Genomic DNA, 17,487 nt, shown 5'->3' on the forward strand with positions numbered 1-17,487 from the left:
GTTAAGCAGTGGCCCCCCTTAGTGGGCAAGCAAACCCTAGCCACCCGCCCAATAAGCTAACCGTATTTCGCCGTAAAATACAGTGGTTAGGAAGGCGCAATAGTGTATGACCGCGCCCCCTAGGCGTCTGGCTGGCTCGCGCACTGCAAATAGTATAGAGCTTGCTAGTGCAAGGTTAACGAAGTCAGAAACGGTTTACTCAGAGCTTCCCCGTTCTTCGTACCGCTGGCCGGTATGAATTGCAGAACGTAAGCTTTCTTATCAACTATCAGGCAACGGGCAAAGATGAGCATACTTTGCCCGTTATCTGGCCGCGTGATGCTAGCAGCAAAGTCAACACCACTGTACCCATTCAGGGTAAAAGTGGAACGTCCGGCCAGCTTTCCCTTTCCCTGCTCTAGCACACCATTAACAACGGAATCGTAATACTGCTTGCGCTGCTCGCCTTGAAAATCAGCCCCTAGTGGAGAAGTCATAACGATATAGGTGCCTACTGTATCTTTTGCAGATAGCACCTTCACAGGTTCGGGCATGGGCGCTGCCTGTGGCTGCGAGGGCAACAGTACCGAAACGCGGTTATCTAAATTGACTTGCACCCAAGCTGAGGGGCGGAAAGCAAAAAGGCTGAAGCAAAGCATTGCCAGCCACAAATAGCTTGTTTTCATAACAGTAAATAATAAAGAACAATAAAAAACAACGGTATGCCCTACGAAACCGGCACCAGCGGCAACCCTACCGACAGCGCCAACACAGCCATCGCTGCCGCTCGCGAAGTCAGTACCGCTGCCCTAGGCGGGGCCAATGCGGTAAAGCTGGTCGCCCAGCTTGATGGTTTGACCAGCAAGGATTGCTATAGATGCCTACATGAAGCTAGCCGAGTTCGTAACCCCGAAGTTGCAACGCACCGCCCTAACCGCCGAGCAGGAACGGGGGCTGGTAAAAGTTACGCTGCATATCAACGGCACTCCTACGCAACGGGCCACCAACGCCCACAATGCTACCAAGCTGCTGAACTGACTACAGAGCCGCCAGCATGAAAAAGCCCCGCACCCTCAAATTTGAGGAACGCGGGGCTTTTACCATTAGGTAGAGCTGGCAACTACAAATCCGTGGTCTGGGCAAAGGTGCAGGCCGGCCACTTTTTACCCGACTGGCTTTAAAGCAAGTTGTTGAAGACTATAAGCAAGTAAGCTAATTGCTAGGGTGTGAATCCCTACATGTACCCTTGAAAAATAAAAACCCCGTTTCTGCACTAGAAACAGGGTTTTCGTGGGCCCACTTGGAATCGAACCAAGGACCTGCTGATTATGAGTCAGCTGCTCTAACCGATTGAGCTATAGGCCCGGCAGCTAGCCCCAGGGGCAGCCGACGGCACGAAGTTACGATAGCAGGCGCAATTGCGTGTGCAGTTTTAGTGGCGCGGGCATCGGGTAGGCGCGACCTTTGCGCGGGCCTACTCCCTAGGCGGCCCGCTTGCTACCCCATGCTTCCCAACTTGCTTTTCGATTTTGGCGGCGTCCTTATCGACTTGGATATTGCTCGCACGCCGGCTGCTTTTGCCCGCCTGAGCCGGCGCGGCCAAGCGGCCGAGTACAGTCAAACAGCCCAGGCCGAGCTGTTTGACCTCTTCGAGACCGGCCAGACGACGCCGGGCGAGTTTCGGGCGGCGCTGCGGGCTGCTTACGACCTGGATGCCAGCGATGCCGAAATTGACGCGGCCTGGAATGCCTTGCTGCTCGACGTACCCGCCGAGCGGCTGGCGCTGCTGGGCGAGCTACGACGGCGCGGTCACGCCACGGCCCTGCTCAGCAATACCAACGAGCTGCACATTGCCGAAATAAACCGCCGGCTGGCCCAGCAGTATGGGTTTAAGAACGGCATTGCCGATTGCCTCGACCGGGTGTTTTACTCGCAGCAGGTGGGGCTACGCAAGCCGGGCGCGGAGATATTCCAACACGCGCTGCGCGAAATGAACTGGCAGCCGGCCGATACGTTATTCATCGAGGACAGCCCGCAGCACGTGGCCACGGCTCGCCGCCTGGGGCTACGGGTGCTGCACCTGGCCCCGCCCCTTACCCTCACCACTGCCCTGCCCGAAGCCCTGCGTGTCTTTCCCCTGGAATACCCCGCCGCCCCCGCGGCCTGACCCCGACTACCTGCCCAGCAATAACCCTTTAGGGGGCTGGCCGGCCGATGCGGCCGAGGCAGAACCGCCCGCCCCTACCCGCCTGGCCTGGGCGCGGCAGCGCTTCTGGCGCTACGAGCGGCCGCCGCTGCAACCCGGCTGGCGCTACGCCCTGCACCTAGGCTTGTTTTTGCTGACGCTGGCTAGCACCGTGGTGGCGGGCCTGGGGCTGATGCGTGGCACGCTGGGCGACGACTGGCTGCCGCTCGATTTGCTGGGCCTGCCCGCCACTGAGCGCTGGGTGCAGCTACGCTGGGCCCTAGGGTATGCGCTGCCGTTTGTGGGCGTGCTGGGGGTACACGAGTTTGGACACTACTTCGTGGCGCGGCGCAACCGGGTGCGCACTACGCTGCCGTTCTTCTTGCCGGTGCCGCTGGGCATTGGCACGTTTGGGGCGGTTATTCGCATCAAGGAGCGCATTTTCTCGCGGCGCCAGTTTTTTGATATTGGCATTGCCGGGCCGCTGGCGGGGCTGGCGGTGGCCGTGCCGCTACTGGCCTACGCCTTTGCCACCCTGCCCGACCCGGCGGAGTACTTGCTAGTGCAAACGCGCTGGCTGCGCCACTACCCGGCCCCCAGCTTTACGCTGGCCCACCCGCTGCTCTACCAGCTGCTAGAGCGCCTATTTGCCGACCCGCACCGCCTGCCGCCGCCCAACCAGCTGCTGCACTACCCACTGCTACTAGCCGGCGAGCTGAGCTTATTTTTTACGGCCCTTAACCTGCTGCCCATTGGCCAGCTCGACGGCGGCCACCTGCTGTACGGACTGCTGGGGCCGCGCCGGGCGGGGCGGCTGTCGGCGGTCTTGTTCGTGGCTTTTATCTTCTACGCGGGCCTAGGGCTGTTTTCGGTGCGCAGTGGCTGGCACATGTGGCTCTACGGGGGCGTGCCCTACGCGGCTTACCTGGGGCTGGTTTTCTGGCGCCTGCTGCCGCGCCCGGCCTGGGGGCTGGCCGTGGGGGCGGCCGTGTGGCTGGGCCAAATCGCCATTACTAGCCTGTGGCCGGGCACGCTGGGGCAGCCGGGCTGGCTGCTGTTTGGGCTGCTGCTGGGGCGCCTGTCGGGCATCTACCACCCCGCTGCGCCCGACGACCGCCCCCTCAACCTAGGCCGCCAGGTGCTGGGCTGGGCCACGGTAGGGCTGTTTATCCTGTGCTTCGCACCTTCGCCGTTTGTAGCAATTTAAGGAAGGGGTGCGGGCCCACGGCGCACTAACTAAGCAACGGGCTACCCACGCGGCGAGCCCGCCCTAGCCTGGGTGGCCGAGTAGCCCTTTCGCGCGCCTCTCGCACTCGGCTGGTCGCTTTAGGCGGGCATTTTCACATTTCCTATATCGCCGCGTTTTCCGCATCTGCCCGCTGCCGCCAAGCGTATCTTTGGGTATTCGCATGAAGTTTCAGCAACGCCAGCTTACCCGCACTACGCTCCTTGCCCTGCGCGAGCATGGCCTCTACGTTAGCCAGCACGATGGGCGGGGGCAGGCCGATTTGGCGGTGGAAATTCCGTACGAGGAACTGCTGCCCCTGCGCCTAGAATACCGCAAGGCCGTGCCGGCGCGGGGCTTGCGCTGGCTGGCCGTGGGCGTGCTGTGGCTGGCCGGCAACGTGGCCCGCGTGCAGTATGACGTGGGCTATCAAGGCGGCCGGCCGCTGCCCGAAAACTTTTGGATGTTGGCTTTGGTGCTGGGCGCGGCCCTAGGGGCGGGCCTGCTTTATGCCTGGCACAATTGGTGGCACCAGGCCATCGTGCACACTGCCCACCTGCACGTGGTGCTGGCCAACCACCCGCGCGACCGCCGCTTGCTGCAGCGCTTCGTGCAGCAGGCCCAGAGCCACACCAAGAGCTACCTGCGCCGCGAGTACGCCCCCATCAATCCCCTAGGCATCATTGAGCCGCAGCTGCGCCGTCTGGCCTGGCTACACGAGCTTGATGTGCTGAGCACCGCCGAGGCTCAGGCCCTGGCCACGCGCCTTACGGGCCGCCTGCCCGGCCGCGGCCTGCGCAGCATGGGCCAGAAGCTGGAGGCGCCCTATGTAAATTAGACCGCAGAGCTAACGGATTCAACGGATTTTGGGAATGCGCTGAGTAGTGCTGCGTTAGCGGCGCGGGCTTGGCCAGAGTGGGCGGGGTTAGCTCGGCCATAACCCCAGGGGCAATTCAGTGCGTATCTCCGGTGCACCTTTTCCCTACGCGCCATGAGCATTAAGCTAAATCACGCCGCCGTAACGTTTGCCAAGGGGCTCATCAAAGACGGTAAAATCAAGAACGACCAGGGCCACTGGGGCCAGCACAACCCCGGCACCAGCCAGGAAAACAGCTACTTGAAGAGCCACGAAATTGCTGACTATGCCAAGTGGCACCTTGGCGAGGACACCAGCCTGGGCGAAGACACCAAAGGCCGCTACAAATTTCCCTACGGTGACTTCAAAACCGTGCACCGCGACGGCCTGATTGCCGCCAAGGAGCGCGCCGCCCAGCAAGGCTACCACGACATCGAGAAAGCCGCCGACGAGCTCCTGCACACCCTGGAAACCCAAGCAAATCACTGATTAACGCGGATTTTACGGATTCTGTAGACGATTCCAAAATAGCTCACCTGTGCTTATCTGCACGCAAAGGGCCACCCAATTGGGTGGCCTTTTATGTGTATATCTTACCTCAAACTACTGCCCATCACGCGGATTTTAACCGTCCACAAAATCCGTGAAATCCGCTAAAATCCGCGCTAATCAGTGGTCCTATTGGAAGGGCTTGGGCTCGGGGCCGTAGGCGTCGCCGGCAGCTTCTTTGCCAATGCCGCCATCCGAGCCGTCGCCGCCGTTGTTGCGGCCGATGCCAGTGCTGTTCTTTACGTAGTTGGGGTCACCGGCTTCGCGGGCTTCATCGTAACGCTCTACCAGACCCGGAATCTCGCCGCGCAGGGTATCAATAAACTGGTCGAAATGCTTCACCACGGTGCGCAGGTTTTTGGTTAGCTCGCGGGCAGTGCCGCTGAGCTTGCCGCCCTGGCTCTGAGTGCCATTCGGAATTTCCGACAGCGGCGTGTAGAGGCTGATGGCGCTGGTGAGGGCATCAATCTGCTCGTCCGTCACGCCTTGGTTGGCCAGCAGGGGGCGCACACCTTCGGCCGCGGCGGCAATCTCATTGAGGGCACCCAGCAGCTCGGGGCCGTACTTGGGGTCGAGCTGGTCGGGGGTGTAGCCGGCAGCGGTGGCGATGGCGGGATTAGGCACGCTCTGGTTGAGGGCGCGCAGGCCGCGCACAATGCGGCCGGCAGCCTCTTCAGCCGCGTGCTCGGCCTGGTCGCGGGCGTCGGTGTAGTCGGCGCCGGCCACGCCACCCTGGCGGGCAGCCACTTCATCCATGGCTTGCAGGTAGCTGTTTAGCTGGTCAAACTCGGCCAGCATGTCCGGGTTGCGGGCTTCCCACTGGGGGCGCTGGTCGGTGAGCACTCGGTAGAGCTGGCGGGCCATTTTGGCGTAGGCCTCTTCGCGGTCAGTCATCGGAAAGGGAATTTTGGTCAGAAGAACTTTCCCCGGCTATACTCCCTAGGGCCGCGCGAGGTTGTAAAGCAAGCAACTAGAAGGAGAGAAAAAAGGCCGTCTTGCTGAGCTTGTCGAAGCATCTCTCCCGAACAATGCGGCGTAGTAGAGATGCTTCGACAAGCTCAGTAGGACGGCCTTTTTTAATCTATTTACCCTAGGGCCGCCACGCCGGGCAGCTCCTTACCTTCCATAAATTCGAGCAGCGCGCCGCCGCCCGTCGAGATGTAGCTCACGCGGTTGGCGTAGCCGAGCTGCTGCACGGCGGCGGCCGAGTCGCCCCCGCCGATGAGAGAGTAGGCGCCGGCCTCGGTGGCTTCGGCCACAGCGCGGGCCACGTACTCGGTGCCCAGGCTGAAGTTGCTCATCTCAAACACGCCCATCGGCCCGTTCCAGAGAATAGTTTTGGAGTTCAGGATGATGTCGGCAAACTGCTCGCGGGCGTCGGGGCCCAGGTCGAGGCCCATCCAGGTTTCCGGGATGGCGGTGGTGGGGGCCACGTCCACGTCGGCGTCGTTGGCAAACTTGGTGGCGACAAGGCTGTCGCCGGGCAGCACCAGGTTCACGCCCTTGGCTTTAGCCTTGTCCATCAACTCCTTAGCCAGGGGCACCTTGTCGGCTTCGAGCAGCGAGGCACCCACGGTGCCATCCAGAGCCACGGCAAAGGTGTAGGCCATGCCGCCCCCAATGAGCAGGTTATCCACCTTGTCGAGCAGGCGCTCGATGATATCGATTTTATCGGAAATCTTGGCCCCGCCCATAATGGCGGTGAATGGGCGCTCGGGGTTTTCAAGCACTTTCCGGGCGTTGTCGATTTCGCCTTGCAGTAGCAGGCCGGCCACGCGGTCTTGCGGGGCGAAGTAGTGGGCCATCGCGGCCGTGGAGGCGTGGCGGCGGTGCGCGGCGCCGAAGGCATCGTTCACGTACACGTCGCCGAGGCGGGCCAGCTTTTGCGCAAATTGCTCGTCGCCCGCTTCTTCTTCCTTGTAAAAGCGCACGTTGTCGAGCAGCAGCACCTCGCCGGGCTGCAGGGCCTGCGCCTGGGCTAGGGCCTCGTCGCTCAGCACATCGCCGCCCCACTTCACGTCGCGCCCGTACTCCTGGCGCAGGCGCGGCAGCAGGGTTTCGAGCGAGAACTTCTTTTCGTAGCCCCCCTTGGGCCGGCCCAGGTGCGAGAGCAGCACCACCGCGCCGCCGTCGCTCAGAATCTTGCGGATGGTAGGCGTAGCGGCCCGGATGCGGGTATCGTCGGTGATGTGCAGGTCCTTGTCGAGCGGCACGTTAAAATCGACGCGCACCACGGCGCGGTGGCCGGCGAAGTTGTAGTTGGGAATGGTGTTCACTTCCGGAAGCGGTTAAGTGGTTAGGTAAACGGGTGTACGGGTTTGGCGGCGCAAAGTAGCGGCCTATCCACCGAACGCCTGTCATTGCGAGCCTGCGCAGCAATCGCACCTGCACAATACCCTAGGGCCGTTGTTCTGGCGCGATTGCTGCGCAGGCTCGCAATGACAGGCGTTCGGCACCGCCGTACCTTTGCGACTAGTTATGATACGTATTGGCATTTTCTTCGGGGGCACTTCGCGCGAGCGCGAGATTTCCTTCGCCGGCGGGCGCACCGTGTTCGACAACCTGGATAAGGGCCTGTTTCAGCCAGTGCCAGTGTTCGTGGATAGCCTAGGGCATTTTATTTTGCTCGACTGGCAGTACCTCTATAAGGGCACCATCCGCGATTTTTTTCCGCCGCCCGCCGCCTACCCGCCCAGCCGCCACCCCTGGCAGCTCTACCTCGAAAACCTGGGCGAGTTGACCGACGAGGCCCTGAACGACCTCATCAGCCAAGTAGGCCGCCGGGTGGAAGCCAGCGAGCTGCCGCGCCTCATGGACTTTGCCTTCCTAGCCCTGCACGGCCCCGGCGGCGAAGACGGTGCCATCCAGGGCCTGTTGGAATGGGTAGGCGTGCCCTACTCCGGCTCCGGCATCCTGCCCTCGGCCCTAGGGATTGACAAAATCGCGCAGAAGCGCCTGATGCAGGCCGCGGGGCTGCCGACGCCGAAGTTTCGGGTGTTGTTTGGACCTGATTATAAGCCAGTCACGCTTTCTGAGCTTGTTAATGAATTAGGCTTACCATTAGTAGTGAAAGCTCCACGCCAAGGCAGCAGCCTAGGTATAAGTATCTTACGAGAGGAAGACCATGAGCTATTCGGAGCGGCCCTTGAGCGGGCATTGTTCCGCCGTACAGTTTCAAAACAAGAATGGAACCAGCTTAACAGTACAGAACAATTGAATTGGGTGCGGCAACTGGCTGATATTCGAGAGGGTATTGGAATGCCAGTTAAAGCCCTAGGCTTACCAATTGGTTCTGGCTTTTATGAAGGCTATTTGCAGGGCTCACCCTATTATGTACACGCCCATCCAGAGTCATTATTAACGTTTTTGAATGCTAGCTTCTCGGGCGAAAGTGACACAGATGGACCAGCCGAAAGTATTAGTATAGAAAGCCTCACCGGCGAAACGCAAGTCCTCGTCGAGCAATTCGTAGCTGGGCGCGAGTTCTCGTGCATCGTCATCGAGGACGAGAACGGCCAGCCCCTAGCCCTGCCGCCGACCGAGATTGTGAAGGGCAGCGAGGTATTTGACTACCGCGCCAAGTACCTGCCGGGCTTGGCCCGCAAGGTGACGCCCATTGACTTGCCCGAGGCCGATATTGAGCGCATCAGGCAGCAGGCGCAGACGATGTTTAGCACCTTCGGCTTCGAGGTATACGCCCGTTTAGATGGCTTTATTCAGGACGATGGGACAATTTTTCTCAACGACCCGAATACCACGAGCGGCATGCTACCGGCCTCATTCTTCTTCCACCAAGCGGCTGAGATTGGACTGAACCCCAGCCAGTTCCTCACTTACATTATCCGCACCTCGCTGGCGGCCCGGCTACGCGCCGGTATGAAGCCTGGTACCTTACTTGGCCTACTCAACCCGCTAGATATAGCAGTACATTCTAAAAGTTTCGACCAAGACGAGCGCATCCGCGTGGCCGTCATTATGGGCGGCTACTCGTCGGAGCGGCACATCTCGGTGGAGAGCGGGCGCAACATCTACGAGAAGCTAAGCAGCAGCACCAAGTACCGGCCCATTCCGGTGTTTCTGACCGGCAGCAGTGAGGACTTTCGGCTCTATGAGCTGCCCATCAACGTGATGCTCAAGGACAACGCCGACGACATTCGAGAGAAGATTGAGCAGGCCGAGGCGGGGCACGCGGCACACCCCATCCTGGCCCGCATCCGGCAGCAGGCCAGCGGCATCACCAGCACCTACGCGGGGCAGGCCATTGCCGCGCCGCGCCGCCTAGGGTTCGCCGAGCTGGCCGAGCGCGCCGATGAGGTGTTCATTGCCCTGCACGGCCGGCCGGGCGAGGACGGCGCCCTGCAGCAGCAGCTCGAAAAGCTGGGGCTGCCCTACAACGGCTCGGGCGTGGCCTCGTCGAGCGTCACCATCAACAAGTACGAAACCAACCGCCGCCTGCGCGAGGCCGGCCTGCACGTGGCGGCTCATCGCCTGGCCCTGCGCCTCGAGTACGAGGCCGACCCCGAGGCCTTCTACCAGAGCCTGGAGGCCGAGTTCCCCTACCCATTCATCGCCAAGCCCTCGGACGACGGGTGCTCGTCGGCGGTGAAGAAGATTAAAAACCGCGCCGAGCTGGCGGCCTTCTGCGAGCTGATTTTCCGCAGCCAGGAAGACTTGCTGGCTGGCCCGGCCGGGGTACTGCACCTGGGTTTCAAAGAGGAATTTCCGCGCAAGGACGTATTCCTGGTGGAAACCCTGATTGGGCCCGACGGCGCGGCGCACTTCCTGGAAATTACCGGCGGGCTGCTCACGCGCTACGACCAGCACGGCCAGCTCGAAGTGGAGGTCTTTGAGGCCAGCGAGGCCCTAGCCACCGGCGAGGTGCTGAGCTTGGAAGAGAAATTCCTGGCCGGTGAGGGCCAGAACATTACACCCGCCCGCTACGCCCCCGACCCCGAGGAGCGCCAGCGCATCTCGGAGGAGGTGAAGCGCACCCTGCGCCGCGTGGCCGAGGTGCTTGACATCCAGGGCTACGCCCGTATCGACGCCTTTGTGCGGGTGCGCCAGGCGGGCGCGGTCGAGGTGCTCATCATCGAGGTGAACTCGCTGCCCGGTATGACGCCCGCCACCTGCATCTTCCACCAAACGGCGCTGGCCGGCTACACACCCTACCAGTTCATCGACCAGATTCTGGAGTTTGGCAAGCAGCGGCAAGCGAAGGCGCTGGCGATTGAGTAAAACAGACCGTCATGCTGAGCTTGCCGAAGCATCTCTACCGCGGCAGTAATTCCAAACGTTAGCATTACTACCGCGGTAGAGATGCTTCGGCAAGCTCAGCATGACGGTCTACTTTTGTCATTTGATACGATACTAGTCACTCGTTACTAGTAGTTAGTCCCTTAAAAAACACATGTCTTTCGCGAAGCCCGAAACCTGGTTCGACGTTGTTAAACACCTGCTGCTCATTGCAGTGCTGGGGGGCTTGCTGGTGGTGGGCTTCTTCTACGTGTACCTGCCCATCACTACCCACCACGGCGAAACCATTGTGGTGCCCAAAGTAACGGGCATGAGCCTAGGCAACCTGGAGAACTACCTGAGCGAGCGCAACCTAGCCTACTTCGTGGACGACAGCAGCTACTCGGCGGGCCTGCGCCCCGGCACGGTGCTGACGCAGGAGCCCGCGCCCGGCGACAAGGTGAAGGAGGGCCGCAAAATCTACATCTCGGTGGCCATGAGCCGCCCGCCGGTTATCAAGATGCCCAAGCTTACCGACGGCTCGGTGAAAAACGCGCAGTTGATTTTGAAGAGCTACGACTTGGAAATCGGCCAGATACGGCTGGTGCCCAACATTGCCCAGAACGAGGTGCTGAAGCAGCTGGTGGGCGGCCAGGAGATAGCGGCCGGCGCGCCCATCGCTAAGGGCACCAAAGTAGACCTGGAAGTGGGCGACGGCCTAGGCAACCAGGAGTTTGAAGTGCCTAACTTGGTGAACATGCCCGAAGACGAGGCCCGCACCCTGCTGGCTGGCCAGCACCTGGAGGTAGGCGAGGTGTTTAAGCAAGCCGCCGAAGCCGGCCAAACGCCCGGCACCGTGGTGCGCCAGCGCCCGGTGGCCGCGCCCGGCGCCACCATCCGCATGGGCCAGCTGGTCGATTTGTGGGTGGCGGAGTAGGTCCTTTCGACAGGAAAAAAGACCGTCATGCTGAGCCTGCCGAAGCATCTCTACCGCGCCGTATTGTTCGGTAGAGATGCTTCGATAGGCTCAGTATGACGGTTTTATTTAGCCCCAAAACCTTACACGTTCCGGCGCCCATTCACGTTAGAAGTTCTCACTCCCTAGGCCCCTAGCCCCCTCGTAGCTTATGCGTTCACTTCGACTCTTTTTCCTGCTGCCAGCCGTGCTGCTGGTGCTAGCTGCCAACGCGCAAGTGGTAATCGGGCCCCTAGGGGGGGATGCCTCGCGGCAGGTGGGGGCCCCGAATGCGGCGGCCACGCAGCGCACGGCAGCGCTGACGCTGCCTTTCTTCGACGACTTTGTGACGCCCCGCAACGGGCTGCCCAACGCCGCCAATTGGCAGGGCGCGGGCCCCGGCTACCCGGTGGGCGACGGCACCCTGAGGCGCTACGCTGGCGGGGGCGCCTACGTGAGCAACCGTCTGGCCGTGGCCCCACCCACGCGCGGCACCGTTACCCTCGACGGCCTGCGGGCCAACGGCCTGCCCTACAACCCCGGCTCGCCCACGGTGTACGGCGCCACCGATACGCTCACCTCGCAGCCCATCGACCTCTCGGGCCTAGGCCCCGGCAGCAACGTGTATTTGAGCTACGCCTGGCAGGCGGGCAGCGTGCAGGGTGCCCCGGCCAGCAGCAGTGGCAACGCGCCGGTGCAGTTGCTGCTGGAGTTTCTGGACCGCGACGGCATCTGGAACGGCATCTGGACCTTCAGCAGCCAGGGCAGCCGCACGGGATTTCGGCAGCAGATTTTTCCTATCAGCCAAGCGGCGTATCTCCACGGCAGCTTCCGGTTCCGGTTTCGGGCCACCGGCAACCAGAACCTGAGCCGCGACTCGTTTGGGCTCGACTACATCTACCTGAACAGCAACCGCTCGGCCGCCGACACCACCTTCGCCGACGTGGCCCTGAGCCAGGGGCTGAGCAACCCGCTGCGGCGCTTTACCAGCCTGCCGGCCTGGCAATACGCGGCCGCCAGCACCTCGGAGCTAAGCCCCACCCTAGGGGCCACGGCCAACCGCCTCACGGCCACTACCACCGTAGCTAATCCCATCAACCCGTTACCCATTTCCTGGCAGGGCGTGGTGCGCGAGCTAAGTAGCGGCGGCTTTGGGCCGGCTACCTGGCTGAGCGGCAGCGGCACCATCAATGCCGGCGCCCGGCAGTACGCCATTGCGGGCAATGCTACCACGGCCCCGCTGCCCAGCAGCACCGGCACCCGCCGCTACCGCTACCAGTTGCAGCTGCAAACCCAGGAAACCAACCCGCTGACGCTGGCCAACGACAGCCTGAGCCGCGACCTGGAACTGGCGGACTACTACGCCTTTGACGATGGTACGGCCGAGGCCTCGTTTAACCTTACGGCGCGCAGCATGGGTGGCATCAGCTACTTCGCCTACGCCCTCGACCTGAACAAGAACGACGCGGTGAAATCGGTGCGGCTGGCGCCCATCTTCAACAATATTCCGGTTGCGGCCCAGGGCGAGAACTACGCCGACCGACCCGTGACGGTGGCCGTGTGGGCCGACAACAACGGCCAGCCGGCCGCCACGCCGCTGGCTACTAAAACCGGCACGCTGCTAAATCCGCTGAACCCAGCTAATAGTGGCACCAGCCTGCCGGTATTTCAGGAAATTGTGTTCGACCAGCCGGTGCCCGTGTCGGGGCGCTGCTACGTGGGCTTCGGGCAGGCATCGAGCGGGCAGTTTCTGGGCTACGGCTACGACCTCAACAACGCCGCGCCCGCCAGCGTGGTGTACCAGCAAACTGCCGGCACCTGGGCGCCCACTACGCTGCCTCTGCCGGGCGCCTTGCTAATGCGGGCCGTTATGAACAACGGGGTACTGGCCACGCGGGCCGCCCAGGCCCTCAACGCCCAGTTTAGCCTCTACCCCAACCCGGCCGCCGCGGGCAGTACGGTGCTGGTGGCGGGCCCCGCCTTTCGGGCGGCCGCGCTGCTCGACGTGCTGGGCCGCCCGGTGTGGCAGCAGCCCGCGGCCGAGGCCGGCCAACCCACCCTGCGCTTGCCCGCTACCCTGCCGCCCGGCGTGTACCTGGTGCGCCTACCTTTGCCCGACGGCAGCGTGGCCACGCGCCGCCTCACGGTGCAGTAAGCCTAGGGTATGCCAGTACTTAAATCGCGGCGCAAGGCCGACATCGACCAAGCCCAGCGCGCATACTGGTGGGGCAAAACGCCGCTGCAGCGCCTAGCCGCCGCGGCGCAGCTCATGGCTGCGGCCCGCCGGGTATATGCCGCCAACCCCGCCAACCCGCCCCTGGCTCATGGAAACCGAGTATTTAAATCTGTTGCGCCTATTCCACGCCGAGCGCGTTGAGTATGTAGTGGTGGGAGGATACGCCGTTATCGCGCACGGCTTTCCGCGCACCACTGGCGATATTGACTTGCTCGTAAATCCTACCGTAGAAAACGCGCGGCGCGTGGTGGAAGCATTGAAAACCTACGGCTTCACCAGCGGCGAATTTGAGGAAGCCGACTTCACGACCGTACCTAACTTCTTGTCTTTCAGCCGCGCCGATTTATGGATTGATTTGCTTACGGAGGTGCAAGGCGTCAGCTTCGCGGAGTGCGCCACCAACGCGCTGGTGCTGGAGATGGAAGCCATTCCGGTGCGTTACATCAACCTAGGGGCCCTGCGCAAGGCTAAGGCCGCCACCGCCCGGCCCCAGGATTTACTAGACCTAGAAAATTTACCCCCTTCTCTTTAGTTCCCATGCTCGACATCACCCCCGCCGAACTGCGCCAGCGCCAGCAAGCCGCCGAACCCCTCACCATCCTCGATGTGCGCGAGCCTTGGGAAGTAGAGGAAAGCCGCATCGAAGGCAGCCAGAACCTACCGCTTGGCAGCCTGCCCCAGCACCTGGAGGACCTGGAAAACCTCAAGAACCAGGAAGTTATCGTGCATTGCAAAAGCGGCGCCCGCTCGGCCGCGGCCCAGGCCTTTTTGCAGCAGCACGGCTTCAGTAACGTGCGCAACCTAGTGGGCGGCATCCAGGCCTACCAGGCCGAGAAGTAGTGAGCAATGAGCAACGAACAATAAAGCCCGTCATGCTGAGCTTGCCGAAGCATCTCTACCGCGCATTACTGTTCGGTAGAGATGCTTCGGCAAGCTCAGCATGACGGGCTTTATTGTTCGTTGCTCATTGCCCCTAGGCGTCCGTCAGGGGCATAGACCAGCTCGCCCAGTTCTACCAGCTCGCGCAGGGTGGCCGTTACGGCAGCAGTTTCGGCGGGGGCGTAGCGGGCCACTACGTCGCGGGGCAGCAGCGGCGTGGCTTGCAGCAGGGTCAGCAGCTGGTCGCGCAGGGCCGTGGTATCGGGGGGCGCCTGCTGGGCTTTTTTGCGCGCCAGGCACACGTCGCACACGCCGCAGGGCGGGGCATCGGGCTCGTCGAAGTACGCCAGCAGCAGCTGCTGGCGGCAGCGGGTGGTGGTGCCAGCATACTCCACCACGGCGGCGGTTTGCTGCTCAGTAAGTTGGCGGGCCTGGCGCAGGCGGCGCTCATCGAGCGGCAGCTGCGGCGCGTCGTAGCGCGGCGTCAGAAACAGGGCCTGGGGCAAGTCGCGCCGGGGCTGGTAGTGCAGCACGCCGGCCGTGTGCAGGTAGCGCAGCAGGCGCTCCACATCGGTGGTGCTCTGGCGCAAGTGGCGGGCCAGTTGGCTTTCCGAAATGGCTTGGAAGCCGGCAAATAGCTCACCGCCATACAGCCGCAACAGCGCCTTGATGAGCTGGTCGTGCTGCTCGTTGGCCACCTGAAACTGATATAAATCCTGCTGGGTGCTGAGTAGCTGCACCCGCGCCGGCTGGCGTACGGCCTCGGTAAGCTGCACGAAGCCTTGCTGCTCCAGCACCTTCAGCGCGTGGTGGGCATCCACGGCCTTGAGGCGGTAAGTTTCGGCAAAGAGGCCTAGGTCGAAGTCAAAAGCCACTAGCTCGCCGCCGCCCACGGCCGTGCGCGAGTAGTTGGCCAGCGCCTGGTACACGCGCCGCACTACGTCGGGCGGCGGGTGGGCCAGGGCGGCCTGGCGACGCAGCGTGTCGGCATCGGCCGGGCCGCGCAGCAACACCGCGAAGGCGTAGAGGCCATCGCGCCCGGCGCGGCCGGCTTCCTGGTAGTAGGCCTCTAAGGTGGCGGGCGCGTCGAGATGCACCACGGCGCGCACGTCGGGCTTGTCGATGCCCATGCCGAAGGCATTGGTTGCCACGATGATGCGCGTCTTATCGGCTAGCCAGGCTTCCTGCACGCGGATGCGCTGCTCGGGCCCTAGGCCGGCGTGGTAGGCGGCGGCGGGCAGCTTCTGCTGCACCAGCCAGGTGGCCGTATCCTCGGCCTGGCGGCGGGTGCGGGCATACACGATGCCTGTTTTACCCGGCCCGATGCCGCGCAGCACTTCCAGCAGGCGCTTCTGCTTGTCCTCGGTAGGCAGCACCGAATACGAGAGCTTGGGCCGGGCAAAGCTTTGGACAAAGACGCCGTAGCCGGGCCGAAAGGCGAGCTTCTGCACAATGTCGGCGCGCACCTGGGCCGTGGCGGTGGCCGTGAGGGCAATGCACGGCACCTCGGCCGGCAGCAGGGCCCGCAGCTCGGCAATGCGCAGGTAGGGCGGCCGAAAATCGTAGCCCCACTGCGAGAGGCAGTGCGCCTCATCCACGGCCAGCAAACTTACCTGCATGCGCGCCACGCGGGCCCGAAACAGGTCGGTGAGCAGACGCTCGGGGCTGACGTACAAGAACTTGATGTCGCGGCCGTACACGCAGTTGTCGAGCGTCTGGTCGATTTCCTGGTGGCTCAGGCCCGCGTACACCGCCTCGGCCCGGATGCCGCGCCGCCGCAGGTTTTCCACCTGGTCGCGCATGAGGGCGATGAGCGGCGACACCACCACGCAAATGCCCGGTCGGGCCAGCGCCGGCACCTGGAAGCACACACTTTTGCCGCCGCCCGTGGGCAGCAGCGCCAGCGCATCGCGCCCCGCCAGCACCGCCTCGATAATCTCCTGCTGCCCCGGCCGAAACTCCTGGTGCCCCCAGTGCTGGCGGAGCAGCCCTAGGGGCGTGGCAGTGGACAGGGTAGGCATCACAACAAAAATACGGGTGGCCCACGCCCTTCCCTACTGCCGGGCCAGCCGCCCGGTGCGCGCAAGTAAACGTTTTTTTACAATTCTGCCCGGCAGCACTACGCGAATTTTGCATGCAGAAAGCAATCAAGTGTTTTCAGCAACAACCCTCTTCATGTTTACCCTCGACCAAATAAAAGCTATCCATAGCCGCGTGAAAAGCGGCGCCGATTTTCCGCAGTACGTCCAGGAATTGAAGGCGTTAGGCGTACTACGCTACGACCTCTACGTAGCAGATGGGCACGCCGAGTACGTTGGCCCCCAAGGCTACTCGCTGGCATCAGCACCCGGGCCGAACTGCTTGACTATCGCCGCATCTGGTTCGCCTGCGCAACTAACCCAGGCGTTGGGCAATCACCAGCAAGGCCTGACCGATTACCCTACTTTCTGCCACCAAGCTGCCGAGGCTGGCGTGGAAAAATGGACGATTAACATCCTGGAAATGACCTGCACCTATTACGACCGCCAAGCAATGGAGCTGCTTGTTGAGCGCATTCCACTACCGTAAATTTGAGTCTATCAGCTGCGCTTAATGAGCTTTCACCAGTACCAGCCCTGCGCCTCGTTGCAGCCCTACGTAGAGCTGCTAGCCGTCCAGGAAACGACCGGGTCGCAGGCCTATACGGTGCTGCCATCGCCAAAGGTGGTCCTTGGCTTTCAATATCGGGGGACGCTGGCCTACTACGCCGCCGCCCGAACAGAGCTGGCGACGGCCGGCATCACCGGTATTTGTAGCGAATTTCGGGTGTTTGAAAACAGCCCGCATACTGGTACGGTACTAGTAGTTTTCAAACCCGGCGGCGCGGCCCCTTTCTTTCGCTCTTCCTTGCACGAGTTGTTCCAGCAGAGTATAGCGCTGGCCGATGTAGTCCCGCGTCCCGCACTCGCGCACTTGCAGGAGCAGCTGGACCAGGCCCAGGCGGCGGATGAGCGGGTCCGGTTAGTTGAAGCCTTCTTGCTGGCGCAGCTGCAGCCTACCGGCCCCGACCAGCTGGTGCAAGCTGCCCTGCGCAGCATCTACCACGCCAACGGCCTCGTGCGGATGACAACGCTGGCCCGGCAGCTTGGCACGAGCAGCAGTCCGCTTGAAAAGCGCTTTCGGCGTGCTCTAGGGGCCACTCCCAAAAAAGTGGCGTCCATTGTGCAGCTAACGCATGCTATCAGCCAGTACCGCGCCGGGCAGTCGCTTACCGAGCTGAGCCACGCCACGGGCTTTTACGACCAGGCGCATTTTATTCACGCCTTTCGCGCTTTTACCGGGCAGGCGCCAGCAGCCTACTTCAAAAGCGAGCTACTAGGCTGAAGGAGATGCTTTGCTAGCTTGAATAAGC

General features: G+C 62.3%; 16 protein-coding genes and 1 tRNA gene. 12 read left to right on the top strand and 5 right to left on the bottom strand.

The annotated features are described in order from the left end of the window. Nucleotides 1–164: 164 nt before the first annotated feature. Complete coding sequence (locus HHL22_RS09580) at nt 165–665, bottom strand: hypothetical protein (RefSeq protein WP_169530753.1); 501 nt, start codon at nt 663–665, stop codon at nt 165–167. 199 nt (nt 666–864) lie between these two features. Here HHL22_RS09580 and HHL22_RS09585 point away from each other — a divergent pair, with 199 nt between their 5' ends. Further along, a complete protein-coding gene (locus HHL22_RS09585) occupies nt 865–1,017 on the top strand; it encodes a hypothetical protein (RefSeq protein WP_169530754.1) in 153 nt (50 codons plus the stop codon). 253 nt (nt 1,018–1,270) lie between these two features. Here HHL22_RS09585 and HHL22_RS09590 read toward each other — a convergent pair. Further along, nucleotides 1,271–1,344: transfer RNA gene (locus HHL22_RS09590), tRNA-Ile, on the bottom strand. 139 nt (nt 1,345–1,483) lie between these two features. Here HHL22_RS09590 and HHL22_RS09595 point away from each other — a divergent pair. The 4 genes from HHL22_RS09595 (at nt 1,484) to HHL22_RS09610 (ending at nt 4,734) form a co-directional block, all read left to right on the top strand. Continuing rightward, complete coding sequence (locus HHL22_RS09595) at nt 1,484–2,146, top strand: HAD family hydrolase (protein WP_169530755.1); 663 nt, start codon at nt 1,484–1,486, stop codon at nt 2,144–2,146. Continuing rightward, nucleotides 2,106–3,371, top strand: a complete 1,266-nt coding sequence (locus HHL22_RS09600; RefSeq protein WP_169530756.1) for a site-2 protease family protein — start codon at nt 2,106–2,108, stop codon at nt 3,369–3,371. The genes HHL22_RS09595 and HHL22_RS09600 overlap by 41 nt, the downstream gene beginning before the upstream one ends. 202 nt (nt 3,372–3,573) lie before the next feature. Then, complete coding sequence (locus HHL22_RS09605; protein WP_169530757.1) at nt 3,574–4,227, top strand: hypothetical protein; 654 nt, start codon at nt 3,574–3,576, stop codon at nt 4,225–4,227. A 153-nt stretch (nt 4,228–4,380) separates the two neighbouring features. After that, complete coding sequence (locus HHL22_RS09610) at nt 4,381–4,734, top strand: hypothetical protein (protein ID WP_169530758.1); 354 nt, start codon at nt 4,381–4,383, stop codon at nt 4,732–4,734. A gap of 189 nt (nt 4,735–4,923) precedes the next feature. On the opposite strand, the gene HHL22_RS09615 is transcribed toward HHL22_RS09610, so the two are convergent. After that, nucleotides 4,924–5,688 (bottom strand): hypothetical protein, encoded by a 765-nt coding sequence (locus HHL22_RS09615; RefSeq protein ID WP_169530759.1) that lies wholly within the window; start codon nt 5,686–5,688, stop codon nt 4,924–4,926. A gap of 191 nt (nt 5,689–5,879) precedes the next feature. Continuing rightward, nucleotides 5,880–7,070, bottom strand: coding sequence for a phosphoglycerate kinase (locus tag HHL22_RS09620; protein ID WP_169530760.1), 1,191 nt, complete (start codon nt 7,068–7,070; stop codon nt 5,880–5,882). 205 nt (nt 7,071–7,275) lie between these two features. On the opposite strand from HHL22_RS09620, the gene HHL22_RS09625 reads away from it, so the two are divergent. The 5 genes from HHL22_RS09625 to HHL22_RS09645 all read left to right on the top strand — a co-directional run bounded on the left by HHL22_RS09625 (nt 7,276) and on the right by HHL22_RS09645 (nt 14,057). Then, nucleotides 7,276–10,029 carry a D-alanine--D-alanine ligase family protein gene (locus HHL22_RS09625; RefSeq protein ID WP_317172647.1) on the top strand — a complete coding sequence of 918 codons (2,754 nt, stop codon included), beginning with the start codon at nt 7,276–7,278 and terminating at the stop codon, nt 10,027–10,029. A gap of 172 nt (nt 10,030–10,201) precedes the next feature. After that, the gene (locus HHL22_RS09630) at nt 10,202–10,963 is read left to right on the top strand and encodes a PASTA domain-containing protein (protein ID WP_169530762.1); all 762 of its coding nucleotides are present in this window, start codon (nt 10,202–10,204) and stop codon (nt 10,961–10,963) included. Between the two features lie 190 nt (nt 10,964–11,153). Further along, nucleotides 11,154–13,136: a T9SS type A sorting domain-containing protein gene (locus tag HHL22_RS09635; RefSeq protein WP_169530763.1), complete on the top strand. Its 1,983-nt coding sequence runs from the start codon at nt 11,154–11,156 to the stop codon at nt 13,134–13,136. Between the two features lie 169 nt (nt 13,137–13,305). Continuing rightward, entirely contained in the window at nt 13,306–13,749 is a 444-nt protein-coding gene (locus HHL22_RS09640) for a nucleotidyltransferase family protein (protein WP_169530764.1), read from the top strand. Nucleotides 13,750–13,754: 5 nt separating this feature from the next. Next, entirely contained in the window at nt 13,755–14,057 is a 303-nt protein-coding gene (locus tag HHL22_RS09645; protein WP_169530765.1) for a rhodanese-like domain-containing protein, read from the top strand. A 110-nt stretch (nt 14,058–14,167) separates the two neighbouring features. On the opposite strand, the gene HHL22_RS09650 is transcribed toward HHL22_RS09645, so the two are convergent. Next, nucleotides 14,168–16,117: a RecQ family ATP-dependent DNA helicase gene (locus HHL22_RS09650; RefSeq protein WP_169530766.1), complete on the bottom strand. Its 1,950-nt coding sequence runs from the start codon at nt 16,115–16,117 to the stop codon at nt 14,168–14,170. A gap of 154 nt (nt 16,118–16,271) precedes the next feature. On the opposite strand from HHL22_RS09650, the gene HHL22_RS09655 reads away from it, so the two are divergent. Then, nucleotides 16,272–16,664: a DUF1398 domain-containing protein gene (locus tag HHL22_RS09655; protein WP_169530767.1), complete on the top strand. Its 393-nt coding sequence runs from the start codon at nt 16,272–16,274 to the stop codon at nt 16,662–16,664. 24 nt (nt 16,665–16,688) lie between these two features. Beyond that, a complete protein-coding gene (locus HHL22_RS09660) occupies nt 16,689–17,459 on the top strand; it encodes a helix-turn-helix domain-containing protein (RefSeq protein WP_169530768.1) in 771 nt (256 codons plus the stop codon). The last annotated feature ends 28 nt before the right edge of the window (nt 17,460–17,487 follow it).

It is taken from the genome of Hymenobacter polaris, assembly GCF_012927305.1.
In the GTDB taxonomy this organism is placed as follows: Bacteria; Bacteroidota; Bacteroidia; order Cytophagales; family Hymenobacteraceae; genus Hymenobacter; species Hymenobacter polaris.